Annotated in this window: 18 protein-coding genes, 3 tRNA genes and 1 pseudogene; 18 read left to right on the top strand and 4 right to left on the bottom strand. The window is 57.9% G+C overall.

Features of this window, described 5'->3' with window-relative positions:
- Positions 1–1,146, top strand: coding sequence for an AI-2E family transporter (locus BQ7483_RS04340; RefSeq protein WP_072544910.1), 1,146 nt, complete (start codon positions 1–3; stop codon positions 1,144–1,146).
- 68 nt (positions 1,147–1,214) lie between these two features.
- Positions 1,215–1,287: transfer RNA gene (locus BQ7483_RS04345), tRNA-Lys, on the top strand.
- A 60-nt stretch (positions 1,288–1,347) separates the two neighbouring features.
- Here BQ7483_RS04345 and BQ7483_RS04350 read toward each other — a convergent pair.
- Together BQ7483_RS04350 and BQ7483_RS04355 are read right to left on the bottom strand one after the other, a co-directional pair.
- Positions 1,348–4,398, bottom strand: a complete 3,051-nt coding sequence (locus BQ7483_RS04350) for a serine hydrolase domain-containing protein (protein ID WP_072544911.1) — start codon at positions 4,396–4,398, stop codon at positions 1,348–1,350.
- A 16-nt stretch (positions 4,399–4,414) separates the two neighbouring features.
- Positions 4,415–5,107, bottom strand: a pseudogene (locus BQ7483_RS04355) (bifunctional metallophosphatase/5'-nucleotidase); the annotation flags it as partial.
- A 585-nt stretch (positions 5,108–5,692) separates the two neighbouring features.
- Between BQ7483_RS04355 and BQ7483_RS04360 the strand changes: the two are divergent.
- From BQ7483_RS04360 to BQ7483_RS04375, 4 genes are all read left to right on the top strand, one after another.
- Complete coding sequence (locus tag BQ7483_RS04360) at positions 5,693–6,034, top strand: hypothetical protein (RefSeq protein WP_072544912.1); 342 nt, start codon at positions 5,693–5,695, stop codon at positions 6,032–6,034.
- 4 nt (positions 6,035–6,038) lie between these two features.
- On the top strand, positions 6,039–6,392 hold the full coding sequence (rplS, locus tag BQ7483_RS04365) for a 50S ribosomal protein L19 (protein ID WP_021846403.1): 354 nt from the start codon (positions 6,039–6,041) through the stop codon (positions 6,390–6,392).
- 176 nt (positions 6,393–6,568) lie between these two features.
- Positions 6,569–6,919, top strand: a complete 351-nt coding sequence (locus BQ7483_RS04370; RefSeq protein WP_072544913.1) for a type II toxin-antitoxin system RelE/ParE family toxin — start codon at positions 6,569–6,571, stop codon at positions 6,917–6,919.
- Complete coding sequence (locus BQ7483_RS04375; RefSeq protein WP_072544914.1) at positions 6,903–7,214, top strand: helix-turn-helix domain-containing protein; 312 nt, start codon at positions 6,903–6,905, stop codon at positions 7,212–7,214. Before BQ7483_RS04370 ends, BQ7483_RS04375 begins: the two co-directional genes overlap by 17 nt.
- A 111-nt stretch (positions 7,215–7,325) precedes the next feature.
- On the opposite strand, the gene BQ7483_RS04380 is transcribed toward BQ7483_RS04375, so the two are convergent.
- Positions 7,326–8,297, bottom strand: coding sequence for an ROK family protein (locus BQ7483_RS04380; protein WP_072544915.1), 972 nt, complete (start codon positions 8,295–8,297; stop codon positions 7,326–7,328).
- Between the two features lie 205 nt (positions 8,298–8,502).
- Here BQ7483_RS04380 and BQ7483_RS04385 point away from each other — a divergent pair, with 205 nt between their 5' ends.
- The 6 genes from BQ7483_RS04385 (at position 8,503) to BQ7483_RS04410 (ending at position 16,391) form a co-directional block, all read left to right on the top strand.
- Complete coding sequence (locus BQ7483_RS04385) at positions 8,503–9,219, top strand: ABC transporter ATP-binding protein (RefSeq protein WP_022021416.1); 717 nt, start codon at positions 8,503–8,505, stop codon at positions 9,217–9,219.
- Positions 9,220–9,342: 123 nt separating this feature from the next.
- Positions 9,343–10,602, top strand: a complete 1,260-nt coding sequence (locus BQ7483_RS04390) for an ABC transporter permease (protein WP_072544916.1) — start codon at positions 9,343–9,345, stop codon at positions 10,600–10,602.
- Positions 10,603–10,639: 37 nt separating this feature from the next.
- A complete protein-coding gene (locus BQ7483_RS04395) occupies positions 10,640–11,881 on the top strand; it encodes an ABC transporter permease (protein WP_072544917.1) in 1,242 nt (413 codons plus the stop codon).
- Between the two features lie 62 nt (positions 11,882–11,943).
- Positions 11,944–13,056 carry an efflux RND transporter periplasmic adaptor subunit gene (locus tag BQ7483_RS04400; protein WP_072544918.1) on the top strand — a complete coding sequence of 371 codons (1,113 nt, stop codon included), beginning with the start codon at positions 11,944–11,946 and terminating at the stop codon, positions 13,054–13,056.
- A gap of 19 nt (positions 13,057–13,075) precedes the next feature.
- Positions 13,076–14,404, top strand: coding sequence for a TolC family protein (locus BQ7483_RS04405; protein ID WP_072544919.1), 1,329 nt, complete (start codon positions 13,076–13,078; stop codon positions 14,402–14,404).
- Between the two features lie 46 nt (positions 14,405–14,450).
- Entirely contained in the window at positions 14,451–16,391 is a 1,941-nt protein-coding gene (locus BQ7483_RS04410) for a biosynthetic peptidoglycan transglycosylase (protein ID WP_072544920.1), read from the top strand.
- A gap of 1 nt (position 16,392) precedes the next feature.
- On the opposite strand, the gene BQ7483_RS04415 is transcribed toward BQ7483_RS04410, so the two are convergent.
- Positions 16,393–17,229, bottom strand: coding sequence for a CvfB family protein (locus tag BQ7483_RS04415; protein ID WP_072544921.1), 837 nt, complete (start codon positions 17,227–17,229; stop codon positions 16,393–16,395).
- Positions 17,230–17,378: 149 nt separating this feature from the next.
- Between BQ7483_RS04415 and BQ7483_RS04420 the strand changes: the two genes are divergently transcribed.
- The 6 genes from BQ7483_RS04420 (at position 17,379) to BQ7483_RS04445 (ending at position 21,467) form a co-directional block, all read left to right on the top strand.
- Positions 17,379–18,380: a malate dehydrogenase gene (locus BQ7483_RS04420; protein ID WP_072544922.1), complete on the top strand. Its 1,002-nt coding sequence runs from the start codon at positions 17,379–17,381 to the stop codon at positions 18,378–18,380.
- A gap of 131 nt (positions 18,381–18,511) precedes the next feature.
- A tRNA-Phe gene (locus tag BQ7483_RS04425) sits at positions 18,512–18,584 on the top strand.
- A gap of 19 nt (positions 18,585–18,603) precedes the next feature.
- Positions 18,604–18,676 (top strand) — tRNA-Pro (locus BQ7483_RS04430).
- Positions 18,677–19,034: 358 nt separating this feature from the next.
- A complete protein-coding gene (argR, locus tag BQ7483_RS04435; protein ID WP_022021408.1) occupies positions 19,035–19,508 on the top strand; it encodes an arginine repressor in 474 nt (157 codons plus the stop codon).
- 23 nt (positions 19,509–19,531) lie between these two features.
- Positions 19,532–20,089, top strand: a complete 558-nt coding sequence (locus BQ7483_RS04440; RefSeq protein WP_072544923.1) for a GNAT family N-acetyltransferase — start codon at positions 19,532–19,534, stop codon at positions 20,087–20,089.
- Positions 20,090–20,252: 163 nt separating this feature from the next.
- Entirely contained in the window at positions 20,253–21,467 is a 1,215-nt protein-coding gene (locus tag BQ7483_RS04445; RefSeq protein WP_072544924.1) for an argininosuccinate synthase, read from the top strand.
- Positions 21,468–21,515: the final 48 nt, after the last annotated feature.

The raw sequence follows: 21,515 nt of genomic DNA on the forward strand, positions 1-21,515 counted from the left end.
ATGGAACGCAAGAAAATCACCTTCGACAGCTTTATCCGCGGTGTCATCATCGGCGGCATCGTCATCGGAGCGCTCATCCTCATCAAAAGGCTGAGCGGAGTGCTCCTGCCCTTCTTCATCGCCTGGCTCATCGCCTACCTGATCTACCCGCTGGTAACCTTCTTCCAGTACCGCCTGAAGCTCAAGAGCAGGGTCGTCTCCATCTTCTGCGCCCTGCTGACCCTGGCCGGCATCGGCACGGCGGCCTTCTACCTGCTGGTGCCGCCCATGATCCAAGAATTCGGACGGGTCAAGGACCTGCTGATCGAGTACTTCACCAACAGCAGCTACGGAAGCAACGTCCCCCACACCCTGTCCGAGTTTCTGAGGGACAACATCGACCCGCAATTCCTACAAAACCTCTTTCAGGAAAAGAGCCTGCTCGATGCCCTGCAGGAAGCCATGCCACCCTTGTGGTCGCTAGTCACAGAGTCCATCAACCTGCTCTACGGCATCTTCACCGTCTTCATCATCCTGCTCTACATTGTCTTCATCCTGCTCGACTATGAGAGCATTGCCGACGGCTGGCCCCGCCTGCTCCCCGTGAAATACCGTTCGTTCGTGACAGGCATCATGAACGACGTGAAGGACGGCATGAACCGCTACTTTCGCGGACAGGCCTTTGTGGCCCTGTGTGTGGGCATTCTGTTCAGCATCGGATTTCTCATCATCGACTTTCCGCTGGCCATCGGCCTGGGCCTGTTCATCGGCGTTCTCAACCTGGTGCCCTACCTGCAGATTATCGGCTTCATTCCGACGGTGGTGCTGGCCATTCTGAAGGCAGCCGACACGGGAGGCAACTTCTGGCTCATTCTGGCCGCGGCCCTGGCTGTGTTTGCCATCGTGCAGGCCATTCAAGACGGCTTCATCGTGCCGCGCGTCATGGGCAAGATTACGGGCCTCAACCCCGCCATCATCCTCCTGTCGCTCTCGGTATGGGGATCGCTGATGGGCATGCTGGGCATGATCATCGCCTTGCCGCTGACCACCCTGATGCTGTCCTATTACCAGCGGTTCATCATCAACAAAGAACCGATCAGGCGGGACGAAACGACCTCGGACACCCCGACGTCTGCCGAAGTTTCTGACCCCTCAGAAGAAAAATAGCGGCCAAAAGTTTGTTCGTTCAACAAAAAGCCGTATCTTTGCACCCGCTTAACGGCACAATAAGGTTTGATTCGCTAGCTCAGCAGGTAGAGCACAACACTTTTAATGTTGGGGTCTTGGGTTCGAGCCCCAAGCGGATCACTCGAAAACCAACAGAAACCGCTGATAACACCATCGTTATCAGCGGTTTTTCTTTTTATCCTATTTCTTGTCCTTCAACGCCCTGTACAGAGTCTCCTGAATGCGTCCGCGGACATCGAGCTCCATCAGAAGGCCATTCCAGACATGGGAATAGATGCGGTTGCTCAAGAATACATAGACAAGGCCGTTGTCGGGGTCTACCCAGGCACAGGTGCCTGTAAAGCCTGTATGGCCATACACTGAGGCGGGAGCGGAGTCGCAACACGGATTGCTCTTCGGATGCTTCACATCGGGCTTGTCGAAGCCCAGCCCCCGACGGCTGAGGCGGGAGGTCTGCGTGGTGAAGAGGCGGCACGTCTCCTCGCTCAGGTAGCGGCGGCCGTCCCACGTGCCTCCATTGAGCAGCATCTGATAGATGCGGGCTACCTCCGACGCGTTGGAGAAGAGGCCGGCATTGCCCGACACTCCACCCAGAAAAGCTGCCGACTCATCGTGCACAAAGCCCCGCAGGGTGTCCTTGCGCAGGAAGTCGTCGACCGACGAAGGAACAATGTCGGCCTTCGACAGGAAGCGGAGCGGGCGGAAACCGGTATGGGTCAAGCCCATCGGGCGATAGAATTCGCGGTCGACAAACTCGTCCAGCGGTATGCCGGCACAAGCCTCAACCACCTGCTGCAAGAGGATGAAGCCCACGCAGCTGTAGCGGTAGCGCTTGTCGCGCAGACGGGCCGAAGCTATCTTGCGCATCATCTCGTCCTTGAACGAGGCGGCCAGCCAGAGGCTGTCGGCCACCTGCAGGGTGCAGGAATCGGTCCGGACGGCGGAAGTGAGCCCCGAACGGAAGCGGAAGCGGGGATTGGCCCACGTGTCGCGCCCCACGCGGACGGTGTGCTGGCGGTCGGCACGGCTCTTGAACAAGGGGCCTGTATAGCTGTCCTTGTCGATGGCATCCTGATAGAACAGAAGGGTCGAGGGAAGGCCCGACTCGTGCAGGAGCAGGTCGTTGAGGGTGATGTGCTCCTTGTCCGTGCCCTTGAGGAAGGGAAGGTAGTCGGAAGCATAGTCGGACAGGCTGAGCCGCCCCTCATCGTAGAGCTTCATCACGGCCAGCAGCGTGGCGATGGTCTTGGTCAGCGAGGCCAGGTCGTAGACGTCCGTGGGGCGGACGGCACGGCCCCCTCCGCCGGCAAGGGTACCGAAGGCCTTGTTGTACATCTCGCGCCCGTCTTTCCAAACCACGACCTGGCAGCCGGGGAACGCTCCCTTGCGGATGCCTTCTTCCGCGATGTCGTCTATCTGGGCAAGGATGCGCGAACTCATGCCATGCTCGTCGGGGTTGTAATGGCGGAGGCTCTTCCGGCTCATCTGAAGGCCGCTGCCTGCGGCATAGAGGTTTCCGATACTGGCCGAGAGGCGGCCGTCGGCATCGGCCGAACCATAGAGGATGTCGACCGTGCGGCGCTGGACGTCCTCATCCGTCGAATGGGCCAGCACGACGGCAGAAGCCTGCGCCAGGTCGTGCCGGAGCTTTTCGTCGAGCTTGTGGCCCTGCACGAAGAGGGCGTAAACGACGGGGACGCCGTCGGGCAATCCTCCCTCAAAGAAGCTCTGATAGTCGGCCCACTGCTCGTCCGTGACACACACCACGATGCGCCGGTAGCCTGCCAGCTTCTTCTTCAGGGCGGCCTGACGGGTGGCGTCCATCCCCCTGGCTACATCGAACTTGACGGGGTCGACAAAGATGGACAATTCCTGCATGAGCGGGGTCAGGTCGGTCCCTCCGCCTACCTCGAGCACTGCCACGTCCTTGAGCGTGGGGTCCAAGGGGAGGGTTTCATTCTTGTTGTCGAGCACTGTGATGGCGGCCAGTTTCAGGCGGGACACCAGGTCGCGGACGTAGGGGGTGTTCAGACGGGTGGTGAGGCCCGAAAGACGGACGTAGGGCTTGCTACGCAGGCCGAGGGCGTATTTGTAGGTCAGCACTTTGCGGCAGCGGCGGTCGATATCCTCGCGCGAGAGCTGGCCGTGGCGCACGGCATGGACCACCGCCTCGACCTCTTCCTTGATGCGGCGGGGCACCAGCAGCAGGTCGTTGCCCGCCTGCAGGGCACGGAGGCACACCGAGCCTTCGCCCTGCACGCCCTTCATGGCCAGCGCGTCGGTAAAGACCAGTCCCTTGAAGCCCAGCTCGCCGGCCAGCAGGTCGTGGGCGACGCGGCGCGACAGGGAGGCGGGCACGTTCTCGGCGCCCTCGATTTCGGGCACGGCCAGATGGCCCACCATGATGCCGTTCAGCCCCGCCTCTATCATGCGGCGGAAGGGATAGAGCTCCACGCTGTCGAGCCGCTGGCGCGTGAAGCGCAGGGTGGGCAGGGCCTTGTGCGAGTCGACGTTCGTGTCGCCATGGCCGGGGAAATGCTTGCCCACGGACAAGACGCCTCCGTCCTCGAGGCCGCGGGCATAGGCCACCACCTTGCGGGCCACCTCGGCGGGGTCTTCGCCGAAGGAGCGGCTGTTGATGACGGGATTGTCGGGGTTGATATTGACGTCGGCCACGGGGGCAAAGTTGACGTGGATGCCCATCTCGCGACATTCGCGGGCCACCTCGCGTCCGTATTCGTAGAGCAGGCTGTCGTTGCGGACGCAACCCAGCACCATGTTGCGCGGAAACTCGGGCGTGTCCTTCAGGCGCATGGCCAGGCCCCACTCGCCGTCCAGCGTAATCATCAGGGGAACGTCGGCCCATTCCTGGGCCAGGTTGGTGAGGGCCACCTGGCCGGGCACGCTTCCGGCCGAGAAGAGCAGGCCGCCCACCTTGTAGTGCTTCACGACCTTGCGGAGCAGCTCCACGTTGGCCTTCGTCTGCGTGGGGGCGATGGTGTAGACGAAGAGCTGGCCGACGCGCTCCTTCAGGCTCAGGGTATGCATGACGGAGTCCACCCACTGGCGGCAGCGCTCATCGTCCTGGAGGGCGTAGAGGAAAGAGGGGTCGCCCTGCGAGGGGGAGACGGGCGACATCCGCCGGGCACTGGCGTCGGTGCTGGGACGGACAAAGAAGAGCAGTGTCAGGACGGCCATGAGGCCGATGCGTTTCCAAGTCGTGTTTCTCATCGTGCGTTCCTCCTTGTCAGTTCTTTTTCGTTGGGGTCAGGGTCAGTTTCCATTCACCCACGTAGACGCCGTTGCGCCCTGTGTGGAACACCGGCGTTTTCTGTCCCTTGGCGTTGGAGTAGAAGGCCGGTTCCTTCATGAAGGTGTGCGAGTGTCCGCCCAGGATGGCGTCGATGCCCGAGGTGGCGGCTACCAGCTTCTCGTCGGAGGCGGAGGCGGGGTCGATGCCGCGGATGCCCAGGTGCGAGAGGCAGATGACGGCGTCGCAATGCTCCTTGTTGCGGAGGAGGTCGGCCATCTGCTGCGCCACGGGGATGGGGTCTTTGTAAACCACGCCCTGACACTTGTCGGCCTGTATCAGTCCTTCGGGTTGGGGAGCCAGGCCGAAAAGGCCGATGCGCAAGCCTCCGCGTTCGATGACCACATAGGGTTTCACCAGCCCTTCGAGCGGCGTGCCGGTCACGTCGTAGTTGGAGCAGACCACGGGGAAGCGGGCCATGCGGAAGAGGCGGGCCAGGTTATCCATGCCGAAGTCGAACTCATGGTTGCCGATGGTCATGGCGTCGTAGCCGATGAGGTTCATCAGCCGGATTTCGACCTCGCCCTTGTAGAAGTTGTAGTAGGGCGTGCCCTGCGAGATGTCGCCGCAGTCGAGCACGAGGGTGTTGGGATGTTCGGCGCAGAACTGGCGGACGAACGCGGCCCGGCGCGCCGCGCNAGCGCCTCTTCGCAGGGACGGGCGTCCCAGGCGGTGTCCATAGCCACCCGCCGGGCCTCGACTTCCGTCACGGCATATCTCGTATGGCAGGAAGCCAGCAGCACCAGAGCGACCAGCGACAGGCTCCACAGCCATCCCATTTTTTCTGTTTTGTTCTTTTCCATCAGTTTATCCGTTTTGTTGTTTCGACGACACAAATGTAGCAAATTTCCTTGGAACGACCAAAAATGGAGGCCCCGAAAAGGGCATTTTTTCACACCTTCGGGCAACTTTTTTTCGCGGGGGTTCTCCGCCCTCCGTCTTCCGAAAAATGCGGAAAAAAAACCTTCCCAACCGACCGTCACAAAAATCACAAATCACAAATCACAATTACCGAAAATGAAATTTCAACAACCCTCCGGCAAAGTGCGTGAGAAACTAATATTATATATTATATATAATATATAATATTAAATTATTTAACACTTTCTTCCCCAGTGAGACGAAAACCGATTTTGGATAATTGTGATTTGTGATTTGTGATAATTGTGATGCTTCGGCGGAGCGGACGCTTCGAAACGCCTGCAAGAGAGGCGTTTGAAAAATACGGACATTAAGAAAGAAATATCCTTACACCGTTTTCACCGCCTCCAGCTGCGGGAGCGCGTCACAAATCACAAATCACAATTAGCGGAAACGGCATCGGGGCGGCAGCACCCGCGCGGGCCGAAAACGGGGCTTCGCGAGGAGGAACGCCCCGCTTCGGAAAAGCAAGCATACAGCTCGCGCTCGCAAAAAAAGAGTAAAAAAGAGCGCCAAACATTTGTGTATCCGACAAATAATTCGCACCTTTGCAACCGCTTTCGCGCAATCGCTGTCAGGAAAAACAGAGAGAAGCCTGGTATGTTGCGTAGTAACGATAACAATTTAACCAATTAGAACAATGGATTTAATTAAAATTGCAGAAGAAGCATTTGCTACCGGCAAGCAGCACCCCAGCTTCAAGGCAGGTGACACCGTAACCGTAGCATATCGTATCGTAGAAGGTAACAAGGAACGCGTTCAGCTGTATCGCGGCGTTGTTATCAAGATTTCCGGCCACGGTGAGAAGAAGCGCTTCACCGTACGCAAGATGTCGGGTACTGTAGGTGTAGAGCGTATCTTCCCCATCGAGTCACCGGCCATCGACAGCATCGAGGTGAACAAGATTGGTAAAGTTCGCCGCGCCAAGCTGTACTACCTGCGCAACCTCACCGGCAAGAAAGCTCGTATCAAAGAGAAAAGAGCCAACGCCTGAGGCCAAGGCCGGCAGGCCTGAACGAGATAAAAAGGGGAAGCTTCCACAGAAGGAGGCTTCCCTTTTTTATGGCAAAAAACGAAGGCGGCCACACCCTAAGCCGCATGTTTTTCATGCCCGCTATTGCAAAATTGTATCTTATTCGTTACCTTTGCGGTGTAAAAAAGAAGCAGAGAATGACCCGCACCATCTATTTTTCGAACGAGTTTTGGGATTTCTATCACCGGCTGCAGCCCAAAGTCCAGGAAAAATTCGACTATGTGCTCAGCATCGTCCGCACGGAGCGCGTCATCACCACGAAATTCGTCAAGCGTCTGGAGAATACAGAATTATATGAAATGCGCGTTTCGGTCGCGACAAATGAATACAGAACCATTCTGTTCGCCATAGACCATGACAACATCTTGAATGCAACAAAAATTTTTGTCCTGAACGCTTTCTTGAAGAAGTCTACAAAGGATTACAAGAAACAGATAGAAACAGCCTTGCACATTTTAGGAGGATTGAGCGATGATACACTTGAATGAACAGAAACTGGCACGCCTGCACACCGCCGACGAACTGCTCGACGGGAAATATGGCAAACCCGGCACGGAGAGCCGGAACGACTTCGAAGAAAAGGCACGCGCCCACTACTTCGGCGTCATCCTGCGCGACAGGCGCAAAGAGCTGAAAATGACGCAGAGCGAACTGGCCCAGCGGACGGGAACCGCACGAAGCTACATCGCACGTGTGGAAAAGGGGGAGACGGACATGCAGCTTTCCAGCTTCCTGAAGATAGCCCGCGCGTTGAACATAGAGTTCAAGCCGACCTTTCTCTGAAAAAAGGCTTCGCGCTTCAGCATAAAAAGAACTGACACAAAGGTGCGGCGGCAGAAATCCTCCGCGCGCCTCCTCTGTGCCAGCTCTTTTCAGTTTATACAATAGCTATTATTACTTCAGCTCCCAGCCCAGCGCGCTGGCGCCCAGCACGGCGGCGTCAGCATCCTTCAGCTCGGACATCAGCAGCTTGGTCTTGCCCTTGTAGATGTTGAGCACGTTCTTGTCGATGGAAGCCTGGATGGGCTTGAAGATGTAGTCGCCCGACTTGGCCAGACCGCCGAAGAGGATGATGGCCTCGGGGCTGGAAAAGGCAATGGCATCGGCCAGCGCCTCGCCCAGAATCTCGCCCGTAAAGTTGAAGATGTCCTGCGCCAGCTTGTCGCCCTTCACGGCGGCGTCGTACACGTCCTTCGACGTGATGTTCTCGGCCGGAATGGAGCGGAGCAGGCTCGGCTCGGTGCGGGCCGTGAGGAACTCACGGGCCGTGCGTGCCACGCCTGTAGCCGAGCAATAGGTTTCAAGGCAACCCTTACGGCCGCAGCCGCACATACGCCCATTCTCGCGGCGGACGATGACGTGGCCCAGCTCGCCGGCAAACCCGTCGTGGCCGTAGACCAGCTGCCCGTTAATGACGATGCCGCTGCCCACGCCCGTGCCCAGCGTGATCATGATGAAGTCCTTCATGCCACGGGCCGCGCCGTAGGTCATCTCGCCGATGGCGGCCGCGTTGGCGTCGTTGGTCAGGGCCGTCGGGATGCCCAGGCGCTCCTCGAAGAGGGCGGCCAGGGGGATGACGCCCTTCCAGGGCAGATTGGGGGCAAACTCAATGGTACCCGTATAGTAGTTGCCGTTGGGCGCACCCACACCGATACCCTTCACCTTGTCCCTGCCTCCGTTTGCCTCGAGCAGGGGAACGAGGTTCTTGCACACCTCGTCCACGTATGTCTCCACGTCCGTATAAGCGCCCGTCTTGATCGAGTCGCTTGCAATGACCGTACCGCGCGCATCCACAATACCGAAAACGGTATTCGTACCACCTATGTCGATGCCTACCACATAGGGTTTCTCCATGTTTGAGTTCATGATATTCTTTTCTTTGTTTAAAGGATAATTACTATGTTGGTTACAAAATTGACAAAGAAAAACGAAACGACAAAATCTTTTTCCATAAAAAACGGCCTTCCACCCGCACACGTTGGCAGAAAACGAAAAAAAGTTCCCCAGCCGTGCAACTTTTCACCCGACCCGTGCGTCTAATAGCGAAAACAAGCATAAATCGAAGAAAGTCGTGATACATCTAAAAGACATCAACAAGACCTATTACAACGGAGCGCCGCTCCACGTTCTGAAAGGCATCAACCTCGACATCGAGCGCGGAGAGTTCGTCTCCATCATGGGCGCGTCGGGGTCGGGAAAGTCCACTTTACTTAATATACTGGGCATCCTGGACAGCTACGACACGGGCGAATACTACCTGAACGGCACCCTCATCAAAAACCTGAGCGAGACGCGCGCCGCCGAGTACCGCAACCGCATGATAGGCTTCATCTTCCAGTCGTTCAACCTCATCTCGTTCAAGGACGCGGTAGAGAACGTGGCCCTGCCCCTCTTCTACCAGGGCGTCAGCCGCAAGAAGCGCAATGCCCTGGCGCTGGAGTACCTCGACCGCCTGGGGCTGAAGGACTGGGCCCACCACATGCCCAACGAGATGAGCGGCGGACAGAAGCAGCGTGTGGCCATCGCCCGCGCCCTCATCACCCGTCCGCAAATCATCCTGGCCGACGAGCCCACGGGCGCCCTCGACAGCAAGACCTCGGTCGAAGTGATGCAGATCCTGAAGGACCTCCACCAGACGGGCATGACCATCGTCGTTGTGACCCACGAAAGCGGCGTGGCCAACCAGACGGACAAAATCATCCACATCAAGGACGGCGTGATAGGCACCATCGAAGAGAACCTCAACCACGACGCTTCGCCCTTCGGCCGCGGCGGGTTCATGAAGTAAATGGAGAATGGAAAATTCCCATTATCCATTCACTTATCACATATCACAAATCACAATTATCACAATTATCACAATTATCACAATTATCAATTATCAATTTTCAATTCTCAACTCTCAATTCTCATGATTGACCTTTGGCAAGAAATATACGGCACCCTGCGGCGCAACAAGCTGCGCACCTTTCTGACGGGCTTTGCCGTGGCATGGGGCATCTTCATGCTCATCGTGCTGCTGGGCGCGGGCAACGGCCTCATCCATGCCTTCGAGCAGAACTCGTCCGAGCGGGCGTTGAACTCCATCCGCATCTTCCCCGGCTGGACCACCCAGTCGTACGACGGCCTGAAGGAAGGACGCCGCATCGAGCTGGACAACCGCGACCTGACGGACACCGAGACACAATTCCCCGACAACGTGACCAGCGTGGGCGCCACCGTGCGCCAGAGCAGCCTCAACATCAGCTTCGGCAAGGAGTACGTCAACCTCTCCCTGCTGGGCGTACACCCCAACTACATTGAAATCGAGGCCGTGAAGACAGCCCAGGGACGCTTCATCAACGACATTGACCTGAAGGAGCGGCGCAAGGTCATCGTCCTCCACCAGAAGTCGGCCGACATCCTCTTCGGCAAGACCCACACCGACCCCATCGGGCAGTTTGTCAACGCCGGCGGCGTGGCCTATCAGGTGGTGGGCCTCTACAATGACCAGGGCAACAGCGAGCCGAGCGAAGCCTACATCCCCTTCAGCACCCTGCAGACCATCTACCACAAGGGCAACAAGCTGAACAACATCCTCCTGACCACCGACGGCCTGACCTCCATCGAGAGCAACGAGGCCTTTGAGGCGAAATATCGCCGCGTCATCGGCGCCAACCACCGCTTCTCGCCCGACGACACGGGCGCCATCTGGATATGGAACCGCTTTACCAGCTACCTGCGCACCATGAACGCCATGGGCATCCTGCGCACAGCCATCTGGGTCATCGGCATCTTCACGCTGCTGAGCGGCATCGTGGGCGTGTCCAACATCATGCTCATCACCGTGCGCGAGCGCACCCACGAGTTCGGCATCCGCAAGGCGCTGGGCGCCAAGCCGTCCTCCATCCTGTGGCTCATCATCGTGGAGAGCGTCGTCATCACCACCCTCTTCGGCTACATCGGCATGGTGGCGGGCATCGGCGTGACGGAGTGGATGGACAACACTTTCGGCAACCAAACGATGGATGCCAGCATGTTCCAGGCCAAGATGTTCAGCGACCCGACGGTAGACCTTCGCATCGCCATACAGGCTACAGTGACGCTCATCGTAGCCGGCACGCTGGCGGGGTTCTTCCCTGCCCGCAAGGCCACAAAAATCAAGCCTATCGAGGCGCTGAGGGCAGATTAATGGAGAATGGAAAATGGAGAATTGAAAATCAAAGATTATGAAAATAGACAAAGATACCTGCGAGGAAATCCTCGTCACCATCACCCGCAACAAGACGCGAAGCCTGCTCACGGCCTTCGGCGTATTCTGGGGCATCTTCATGCTCGTGGCCCTCATGGGAGGCGGACAGGGCATGGAGCAGGAACTGCGCAAGGAGTTCGAAGGCTTCGCCACCAACTCGGGCTTCCTCTTCGCCCAAAAGACGGGCGAGGCCTACAAGGGCTTCCGCAAGGGGCGCAGCTGGGACCTCGAAATGGCCGACGTGGAGCGCATCGGCAAACTGAGCCAGATTGAGATTTCCACCCCCTCGGTGGCCCAATGGGGCAAGACAGCCATCTACGAAGGCAACAAATACGATTGCAGCGTCAAGGGCCTCTACCCCGACTACGAACAGATAGAGCATCAGGAGATGGCCTACGGACGCTTCATCAACGACGTGGACATCCGCGAGGCGCGCAAGGTGTGCGTCATCGGCAAGCGCGTCTACGAGAGCCTCTTCCCCAAGGGAGGCGACCCCTGCGGCAAGTACGTGCAGGTGGACAGCATCTACTACCGCGTGGTGGGCATGTGCTCGTCCGAAGGCAACGTCAACATACAGGGAGAGGCCTCTGAAGCCGTCACCCTGCCCTACACCACGATGCAGAAGATGTACAACCTGGGCAACACCGTCCAGCTGGTGTGCTTCACCATGAAGCCCGGCGTGAAGGTGGCCGACGTGGAAGACCTGGTGAAACAGACCGTCAAGGCCGCCCACTACATCTCGCCCGACGACCAGCAGGCGGTGATGATGCTCAACGTCGAAGCCATGTTCTCCATGATGGATGCCCTGATGACGGGCGTACACATCCTCATCTGGATGGTGGGGCTGGGCACGCTCTTTGCAGGAGCCATCGGCGTGTCGAACATCATGATGGTCACCGTGCGCGAACGCACCACCGAGATAGGCATCCGACGTGCCATCGGAGCCCGTCCGCGCGACATTCTCCAGCAGATACTCTCCGAGAGCATGGTGCTGACTACCGTGGCAGGCATGGCGGGTATTTCGCTGGCCGTGCTGGTGCTCCAGGTGCTCGAGGCGGCGGCCAATCCGCAGGGTGTCGTCGAGACGCACTATCAGGTCAGCTTCGGCATGGCCGTGGGCACCTGCGTGCTGCTCATCGCCCTCGGCGTGCTGGCGGGCCTCGCGCCGGCCTATCGTGCCATGGCCATCAAGCCGATAGAGGCGATACGCGACGAATAGTTGTTCCACCTCCGATTTATTCCATCCTATTATAGAAATAAAAACAAAAAAACATATCCGACATGAAAACAAGAAAGATTCTGAAAATCGCGTTGCTGGTCATCGTGGCCGGCATCTTCATCTGGACCTTCGTGTTCCTGTACCAGAAGTCCCAACCCGAAGTCACCCTCTACGACACCGTCCGCCCCGCCGTGGCCGACCTGGAAAAGACCACCGTCGTCACCGGCAAGATAGAGCCGAGAGACGAAGTCCTCATCAAGCCTCAGATATCGGGCATCATCGAAGAAGTCTACAAGGAAGCCGGCCAGAAGGTGAAGAAGGGCGAAGTGATAGCCAAGGTGAAAGTCATTCCCGAACTGGGTACGCTCAACGCCGCCGAGAGCCGCGTACGCCTGGCCGAAATCAACGGGCGCCAGGCCGAAACCGACTTTGCCCGCCTCGAGAAGCTCTATGCCGACAAGCTCATCAGCGCCGAAGAGTACGAGAAGGGCGAAGTGACCGTGAAGCAGGCCCGCGAGGAGCTTCAGGCCGCCAAGGACAACCTGCAGATCGTGAAGGAAGGCATCACGCAGAACAGCGCCTCCTTCTCGAGCACCCTGATACGCTCCACCATCGAGGGCCTCATCCTCGACGTGCCTGTCAAGGTGGGCAACTCGGTCATCATGAGCAACACCTTCAACGACGGTACGACCATCGCCACCGTGGCCGACATGAACGACCTCATCTTCCGCGGCAACATCGACGAAACCGAAGTGGGACGTGTCCGCGAGGGCATGCCCGTCAAGATCACCATCGGCGCCCTGCAGGACCTCACCTTCCAGGCCCAGCTGGAGTACATCGCCCCCAAGTCGACCGAAGACAACGGCGCCAACCAGTTTGAAATCAAGGCCGCCGTCAGCGTACCCGACACGGTAGTCATCCGCTCGGGCTACTCCGCCAACGGCGAAATCGTGCTCGAACGTGCCAGCCAGGCCCTCGCCATCCCCGAAGGATGCGTGGAGTTCAAGGACGACAGCACCTTCGTCTATGTACTAACCGACAGCGTGCCCCAGCAAGTCTTCCGCCGCCAGCCCATCGAAGTGGGCATGAGCGACGGCATCCAGATAGCCGTCAAGAAGGGCATCACCGACAAGGACCTGATACGCAACCATGCCAAGAACCAAGAAACAGAATAACCCAACCCCGCACAGACCTATGAACAAATTATCCGCCATAGCCCTCCTGGCCTGCCTCTCCGCAGGCCTCCAGGCACAAGAGACGTGGTCGTTGCGCCGCTGCATCGACTATGCCATCGAACACAACATCGACATCCGCCAGGCCGCCAACACGGCCGAGCAGAGCGCCGTCGAGGTGAACACCGCCAAGTGGGCCCGCCTGCCCAACCTGAACGGAAGCGCCAACCAGAGCTGGAACTGGGGACGCACGCAAACGGCCGTACCCGACGAGACCACAGGCGACTACTCCACCGTCTATGTCAACACGGCCAGCAACGGCACCAACATGCAGCTCTCCACCAGCATCCCCCTCTTCACTGGCCTCGAACTGCCCCACCAGTACTCCCTGGCCAAGCTGAACCTGAAGGCCGCCACCGCCGACCTCCAGAAGGCCAAGGACGACATCTCCATCAACATCGCCTCGGCCTACCTGCAGGTGCTCTTCAACCAGGAGCTGCACGACGTGGCCTTGGGGCAGGTGGAGCTGAGCCTCCAGCAATGCCAGCGCATCGAAAGCCTGGCGGGCGTGGGCAAGGCCTCGAGCGCCGAAGTGGCCGATGCCAGGGCACGCGTGGCGCCAGACCGCATGACGGCCGTGCAGACGGAGAACGACTACCGCCCGTCCCTGCTCACCCTAAGCCAGCTCATCGAGCTCGACTCTCCCGAAGGTTTCATGCTCGAGTCGCCCTCCACGGCCATCACTCCCTCGCCCGTCACTCCGCCCGACGACATCTACCAGACGGCCCTCACCAGCAAGGCCTCCATCCAGGCCGCGCAATACCGCCTGGAGGGGAGCAAGCATAGTGTGCGCATCGCCCAGAGCGGCTTTTACCCGCAACTGAACCTCAACGGAAGCCTGGGCACGAGCTACTACTCCACCATCAACCGCACTTTCCGCCAGCAGATGGGCGACAACTTCAGCAAATACCTGGGCCTCAGCCTCAGCGTGCCCCTCTTCAACCGCCTGGCCACGCGCAACCGCGTGCGCACCGCCCGCCTCCAGCAGGAAAACTACGCCCTCCAGCTGGAGAACGCCAAGAAGACACTCTACAAGGAAATCCAGCAGGCCTGGTACAACGCCACCGCCGCCGAGAGCAAGTACGCCAGCAGCCATGCCGCCACCCTGGCCAGCGAGGAGTCCTTCCGCCTGATGACGCAGAAGTACGAGAACGGCAAGGCCAACGCCGTGGAGTTCAACGAAGCCAAGCAGAACCTGATGAAGGCCCAGAGCGACGAGCTGCAGGCCAAGTACGAATACCTGTTCCGCACGAAGATTTTGGACTTCTACAAGGGAGTGCCCATCGAATAAAGAAAATATTTGGTATCTTTGCACCTGCTAACGCATAGGTTTACAGATGAAAAAGCAGTGCATTCTCCGCATGGCGGCAGGCCTCGCCGGCCTGCTGCTCCTACTGGCGGCGGGAGGCTACCTCTTCCGCAACGCCCTGCTGAACCACGTGGCCGGACAACGGCTCGACGCCGCCGGCCAACGCTACGGACTCGACATCCGCTACTGCCGCCTGACGCTCGAGGGCTTCAACACAGTGGCGCTCGAAGGGCTCAGTGTCGTCCCCCACGGACGCGACACGCTCCTCACCCTCGGCTCGCTCCAGGTGAGGCTCAGCTTGTGGAAGCTCCTGCAGGGCGACGTGCGGGTGCGCCACCTCCAGCTGGACAGCCTGGCCGTGCGCTTCGTCAAGCGCGGCGCCGAGGCCAATTACGACTTCCTCTTCCTCCCCTCGCCCGCCAGCGGCGCTTCCGCCCCGTCCGCAGGCGAAGCGGACTATACCCTCCGCACCAACGAGCTGCTCGACCTTGCCTTCGGCCTCCTGCCGGGCAACGGCACGCTGACCCGCCTGGACATCACCGAACGGAAGGACGACAATTACGTCAGCCTCCGCATCCCCCGCTTCGACATCCGCGACCACCGCTTCCAGACGGACATCGTGGCCGATGAAGACCACCACACGCAGCACTGGCAGGCCGAGGGCGAAATCAATCCCTCCGGCCGACGGCTGAGCGCCACCCTGCACGCGCCCCACATCACCCTGCCCTACCTCAAGCGGCAGCTGGGCGCGGAGGTCAGCTTCGACAGCCTGACGTGCAGCTTCGAGCAGCAACGCCTCGGGCGGGAACTGACGCGCCTCATCGGGCAGACAGAGGTCAACGGGCTGAAGGTCTACCACCACCGCCTCTCGTCCGAGCAGGTGAACCTCGACCACGGGCGGATGGAGTTCCACCTGAACATCGCCCCCGCCTCCATCGAGCTGGACAGCACCAGCCTCGTGCGCTTCAACCGCCTGGACTTCCACCCCTACCTGAAGGTGGGGCGACACGACGGCTACTGGCATCTGACGGCCGCTACAGACAAGCCCTGGTTTCCCGCCCAAGACCTCTTCGCCTCGTTGCCCCGCGGCCTGTTCGACAACCTGGAGGGCATCCGCGTCGGAGGGCAGCTGTCCTACCACTTCCTGCTCGACGTAGACTTTGCCCGCCTGGACAGCCTGAAGCTGGAGTCGGAATTGAAGGGAAAGAATGTACGCATCGAAAGTTACGGCCACACCAACCTGAGCAAGATGGCCGCAGAGTTTGAATACACCGCCTACGAAGACGGCCGGCCCGTACGCACCTTTGCCGTAGGGCCTTCGTGGAACCACTTCACCCCGCTGGGCCAGATTCCCCTCGTCCTCCAGACGGCCGTCCTCCAAAGCGAGGACGGAGGCTTCTTCTACCACCAGGGCTTCCTGCCCGACGCCATGCGCGAGGCGCTGGTACAGGACCTCAAGGTGCGCCGCTTTGCCCGCGGCGGAAGCACCATCTCCATGCAGCTGGTGAAGAACGTCTTCCTGAACCGCAACAAGAACATTGCCCGCAAGCTGGAGGAAGCGCTCATCGTGTGGCTCATCGAGCGCCAGCGGCTCACGTCGAAGGAACGCATGTACGAAGTCTACCTGAACATCGCCGAATGGGGGCCGCTCGTCTATGGCATCCACGAGGCGGCCGACTTCTACTTCGCCAAGCGCCCGTCCGAACTGACGCTGGAGGAGTCCATCTACCTGGCCTCCATCATCCCCAAGCCGAAGCACTTCAAGAACTCCTTCACCCCCGACGGGCGGCTGAAGGAGAGCCAGGAAGGGTATTTCCGCCTCATCGCCCGACGGCTGGTCGTGAAGGGTGTCATCAGCGAGGCCCAGGCCGAAGGGGTGGACATCGCCAAGGTAGTGCTCCGCGGCCCTGCCAAGGATGCCTTCGCCCCCACCACAGAGGCGGAGCCATCATCCTCGGCAAGCCTGTAGCTTACCGAACCAGCGTGATGCCCTTGTCGTCCAGCACCACCAGGCGCTTCTTGTACAGGTCGCCAACCGCCTTCTTGAACACCTTCTTGCTCACGCCGAAGAGGGCATAGATTTCGTCGGCCGGACTCTTGTCGTTGAGCGGCGTATGCCCGCCGTTGCTGCGGATGTGTTCCAACAGGACCGAAGCAAAGTCCTCGACACCTGCCTGACCCGTCTTTTGCAGGGCGAGGTCTATCTTGCCGTCCTCGCGCACCTGCTTCACATAGGCCTTGAGCTTCATGCCCGCGTGCAGGGGCTGGAAGATTTCGCTCTCGTAGAGCAAGCCGCCATACTTATTACCTATGATGGCCTTGAAGCCCAGGTCGGTCTTCTGCCACACCAGCACCTCCACTTCCTGGCCGGGCACGTAGTCGGCCTTCTCCTTCGACAGGTAGCGGTCCACCTTGGCCGAGGCCACGATGCGGAAGCTCTCGTCGTCCAGATGCACGTGGACGATGTACTTCCTGCCCACCTGCATCTTCATCTTCTGCTCGCTGAAGGGCACGAACAGGTCTTTCATCAGCCCCCAGTTGAGGAAAGCTCCATACTGGTTGACCCACGACACCTCCAGGCAGGCAAACTCGCCCACCTGCGCCAGGGGCTTCTGCGTGGTGGCCACCAGACGCTCCTCCTGGTCGAGGTAGATGAACACTTCCAGCTCGTCGCCCGGCTTGCACCCCTGGTTCACATAGCGCTTGGGAAGCAGGATTTCACCTTCAATTCCCCCGTCGAGGTACAGGCCGAAATCGACCTCCTTCACCACCCGCAATGTATTGTATTTACCTAAATTTATCTCCATAAAACATCTTTTTAGGCAAAGGTAAGGATAACACACCACATTTCAAGCAAAAGATAACTTTTTATATGAACAAGTCTGAGAGAAAAACACTATCTTTGCAGAGCAAATCGGAAAAAGAATTTGTTTATTCACCTTTAAATAACAAAATTATGGAATTTCTGACAAATGAAAAATTGACAATCGTCGGCGCAGCCGGTATGATTGGTTCGAACATGGCCCAGACAGCCATCATGATGCACCTCACTCCGAACATCTGCTTGTACGATCCGTACGCTCCCGGTTTGGAAGGTGTTGCCGAAGAAATGTTCCACTGTGGTTTCGAAGGAGTGAACCTCACTTTCACTTCCGACATCAAGGAAGCCCTGACCGGTGCCAAATATGTAGTATCTTCAGGTGGTGCTGCCCGCAAGGCCGGCATGACTCGTGAAGACTTGCTGAAAGGCAATGCTGCCATTGCCGAAGAATTCGGAAAGAACGTAAAGGCTTACTGCCCCGACGTAAAGCACGTAGTCGTAATCTTCAACCCGGCTGACATCACCGGCTTGATCACACTGCTCTACTCTGGCTTGAAACCTTCTCAGGTTACTACACTGGCCGCTCTGGACAGCACCCGTCTGCGCAGCGAACTGGCCAAGCACTTCCACATGTCTCCCGACAAGATCGAGAACTGCCGTACATATGGCGGCCACGGCGAGCAGATGGCCGTTTACGCCTCTACTGCCAAGGTTGACGGCAAGCCGTTGCTCGACATCATCGGCACACCCGAGCTGACCAAGGAACAGTGGGCCGAAATCCAGACCAAGGTTACCAAAGGCGGTGCCAACATCATCGCTCTGCGCGGCCGCTCTTCTTTCCAGAGCCCGGCATACGTTTCCATCGAAATGATTGCTGCCGCTATGGGTGGCAAACCGTTCCGTTGGCCTGCAGGTACATACGTATACAGCCACGGCTTCGACCACATCATGATGGCTATGGAAACTGAAATCACCAAGGACGGCGTACACTACAAAGAACTGAAGGGTACTCCCGAAGAAGAAGCCAAGCTGCAGGAAAGCTACAAGCACCTCTGCACGCTGCGCGACGAGGTGATCGAAATGGGTGTTCTGCCCGCCATCAAAGACTGGCACAGCATCAACCCGAACATCGACTGATCGGAAAACAGATAAAGTCTGGAGGTGTCTCCCCCTGCGGAGACACCTTTTTTTATATATTTTCTGCAAAAAGATTTGTGGTATCAAAAAAAAGGCTTACCTTTGCACCCGCAATCGAAAGAAAGCTGAATGGTGTCATAGCTCAGTTGGTAGAGCAAAGGACTGAAAATCCTTGTGTCCCCGGTTCGATTCCTGGTGACACCACTTTCCCCTCAAGAAGTATCGGAATGTAGCGCAGTTGGTAGCGCACTACGTTCGGGACGTAGGGGTCGGGCGTTCGAGTCGCCTCATTCCGACACGCAAGAGTATAAGCCGCTAAATTTTTAGCGGCTTATTTCTTTTTCACCCATTCCCTCCAGGGCCGCCTCTGAAGGCTCGGAACGAGGCTGCGTCACGCAGTGCTTTGTGAGGTCCCGACGAAGTGCTTCCTCACCCCCTCACGAAGCACTTCCTGACACCCTGACGAAGCACTGTGTCGAGGGGTCACGAAGCACCGTGTCACGCCGCCTGTCCGCAGCGCCTTCCCACAGAACACCACAGCGGCATCCCTCATGAGCAAAATATGCAAAAACAGCGAAGAAAATACGATTTTATGTATATTCTTTCAAATATATTCTCTAATTTTGCGCCGAGTTAGAATAAACATACAAAAAGATGAAGAAGAAAGCCAATCGGTTAGACGCCATCAAGATGATTATCTCGAGCAACGAAATCGGCTCGCAGGAAGATTTGCTCCAAGCCCTGGGAAAGGAAGGGTTCGAACTGACACAAGCCACCCTCTCGCGCGACCTGAAGCAGCTGAAGGTAGCCAAAGCGGCCAACACGAACGGAAAGTATGTGTACGTGCTCCCCAACGACATCCTCTACAAACGCCACAGCCACCAGCAGAGCGCCAGCGAAATGCTCATGTCCAACGGCTTCGTGTCGTTGCAGTTCTCGCACAACATCGCCGTCATCCGCACCCGCCCCGGCTATGCCAGCAGCATCGCCTACGACATTGACAACCGCGAATGCCCGCACATCCTCGGCACCATCGCCGGCGACGACACCATCATGCTGGTGCTGGCCGAGAAGACCTCGCACGACGACGTACGCGCTTTCCTCTCCGAAATCATACCGAACATTTAACAAAACGACATATAAAAAAAGAAATGGACGCGAAACAAATTGATGTGATGGTAGCAGACGCCTCGCACGAAGTCTACGTGGACACAATTCTCGACACCATAAGGGAGGCCGCCAAGAAGCGCGGCACAGGAATTGCCGAACGTACGCACGAATACGTTGCCACCAAAATGAAAGAAGGAAAAGCCATCATCGCCCTCTGCGGCGACGAGTTTGCAGGCTTCACCTACATAGAAAGCTGGGGAAACAAACAGTATGTGGCCACCTCGGGTCTGATTGTACACCCCAAATATCAGGGCATCGGACTGGCCAAGCGAATCAAGCAGGCCTCCTTCCGCCTGGCACGCCTCCGCTGGCCCAAGGCCAAGATATTCAGCCTGACGAGCGGCGCGGCAGTGATGAAGATGAACACCGAACTGGGTTATGTGCCCGTCACCTTCAACGAGCTGACCGACGACGAGGCTTTCTGGAAAGGATGTGAAGGTTGCATCAACCACGACATCCTCGTGGCCAAGAAACGCAAGTTCTGCATCTGCACCGCCATGCTCTACGACCCCGCCCTGCACGAGGACGACAAAATCTGAAAAATGAAGAATGAGGAATGAAGAATTTCAGGACGCAGGATTCATTCGACAAAGAGACACAACAAACAAGAAAAAAAACAGCAATGGAGAAGAGAGGACAAGAAGAACGGACAAGACATTCTTCATTCTTCATTCCTCATTCTTCATTCTTAATTCAATAATTATGGAAGCAAAGAAGAAAAAAGTAGTGGTCGCTTTCAGCGGCGGACTGGATACTTCGTTCACCGTGATGTATCTGGCCAAGGAAAAAGGTTATGAAGTATATGCCGCCTGTGCCAACACGGGCGGATTCAGCGCCGAGCAGCTGAAAACCAACGAAGAAAACGCCTACAAGCTGGGCGCCGTGAAGTATGTCACCCTCGACGTGACGCACGAATACTACGACAAGAGCCTGAAGTATATGGTCTATGGCAACGTGCTGCGCAACGGCACCTACCCCATCTCCGTCAGCTCGGAGCGTATCTTCCAGGCACTGGCCATCGCCCGCTACGCCAACGAGATAGGCGCCGATGCCATCGCCCACGGCTCGACAGGCGCCGGCAACGACCAGGTGCGCTTCGACATGACCTTCCTCGTCATGGCGCCGGGTGTGGAAATCATCACCCTGACCCGCGACATGGCCCTGAGCCGCCAGGAGGAAATCGACTACCTGAACAAGCACGGCTTTGCCGCCGACTTTGCCAAACTGAAATATTCCTATAACGTAGGCATCTGGGGCACGAGCATTTGCGGAGGTGAAATCCTCGACTCGGCACAGGGTCTACCAGAGAGTGCCTACCTGAAGCATTGCACCAAGGAAGGCTCCGAGCAGCTGCGCCTCACCTTCGAGAAGGGTGAACTGAAGGCCGTGAACGGCGAACGCTTCGACGACCCCATCAAGGCCATCCAGAAGGTTGAAGAAATCGGTGCGGCCTATGGCATCGGACGCGACATGCACGTGGGCGACACCATCATCGGCATCAAGGGCCGCGTGGGCTTCGAAGCCGCCGCCCCCATGCTGATTATCGGCGCACACCGCTTCCTCGAGAAATACACCCTGAGCAAATGGCAGCAGTACTGGAAGGACCAGGTAGCCAACTGGTATGGCATGTTCCTCCACGAAAGCCAGTACCTGGAGCCTGTGATGCGCGACATCGAGGCCATGCTGACCGAAAGCCAGCGCAACGTGAATGGCACCGCCATCCTCGAACTCCGTCCGCTGGGCTTCCACACCGTCGGCGTGGAGAGCAAGGACGACCTCGTGAAGAACAAGTTCGGCGAATATGGCGAGATGCAGAAGGGCTGGACGGCCGAAGACACCAAGGGCTTCATCAAGGTGCTCTCCACTCCGCTCCGCGCCTACTATGCCACGCACAAGGACGAACTGAAAGATATTTAATAAATGAAGAACTAAAAAGGAAGAATGAAGAATCTAAATTATGCCATC

The sequence above is a fragment of the Mediterranea massiliensis genome (genome assembly GCF_900128475.1).
Classification (GTDB): Bacteria; Bacteroidota; Bacteroidia; order Bacteroidales; family Bacteroidaceae; genus Bacteroides; species Bacteroides massiliensis_E.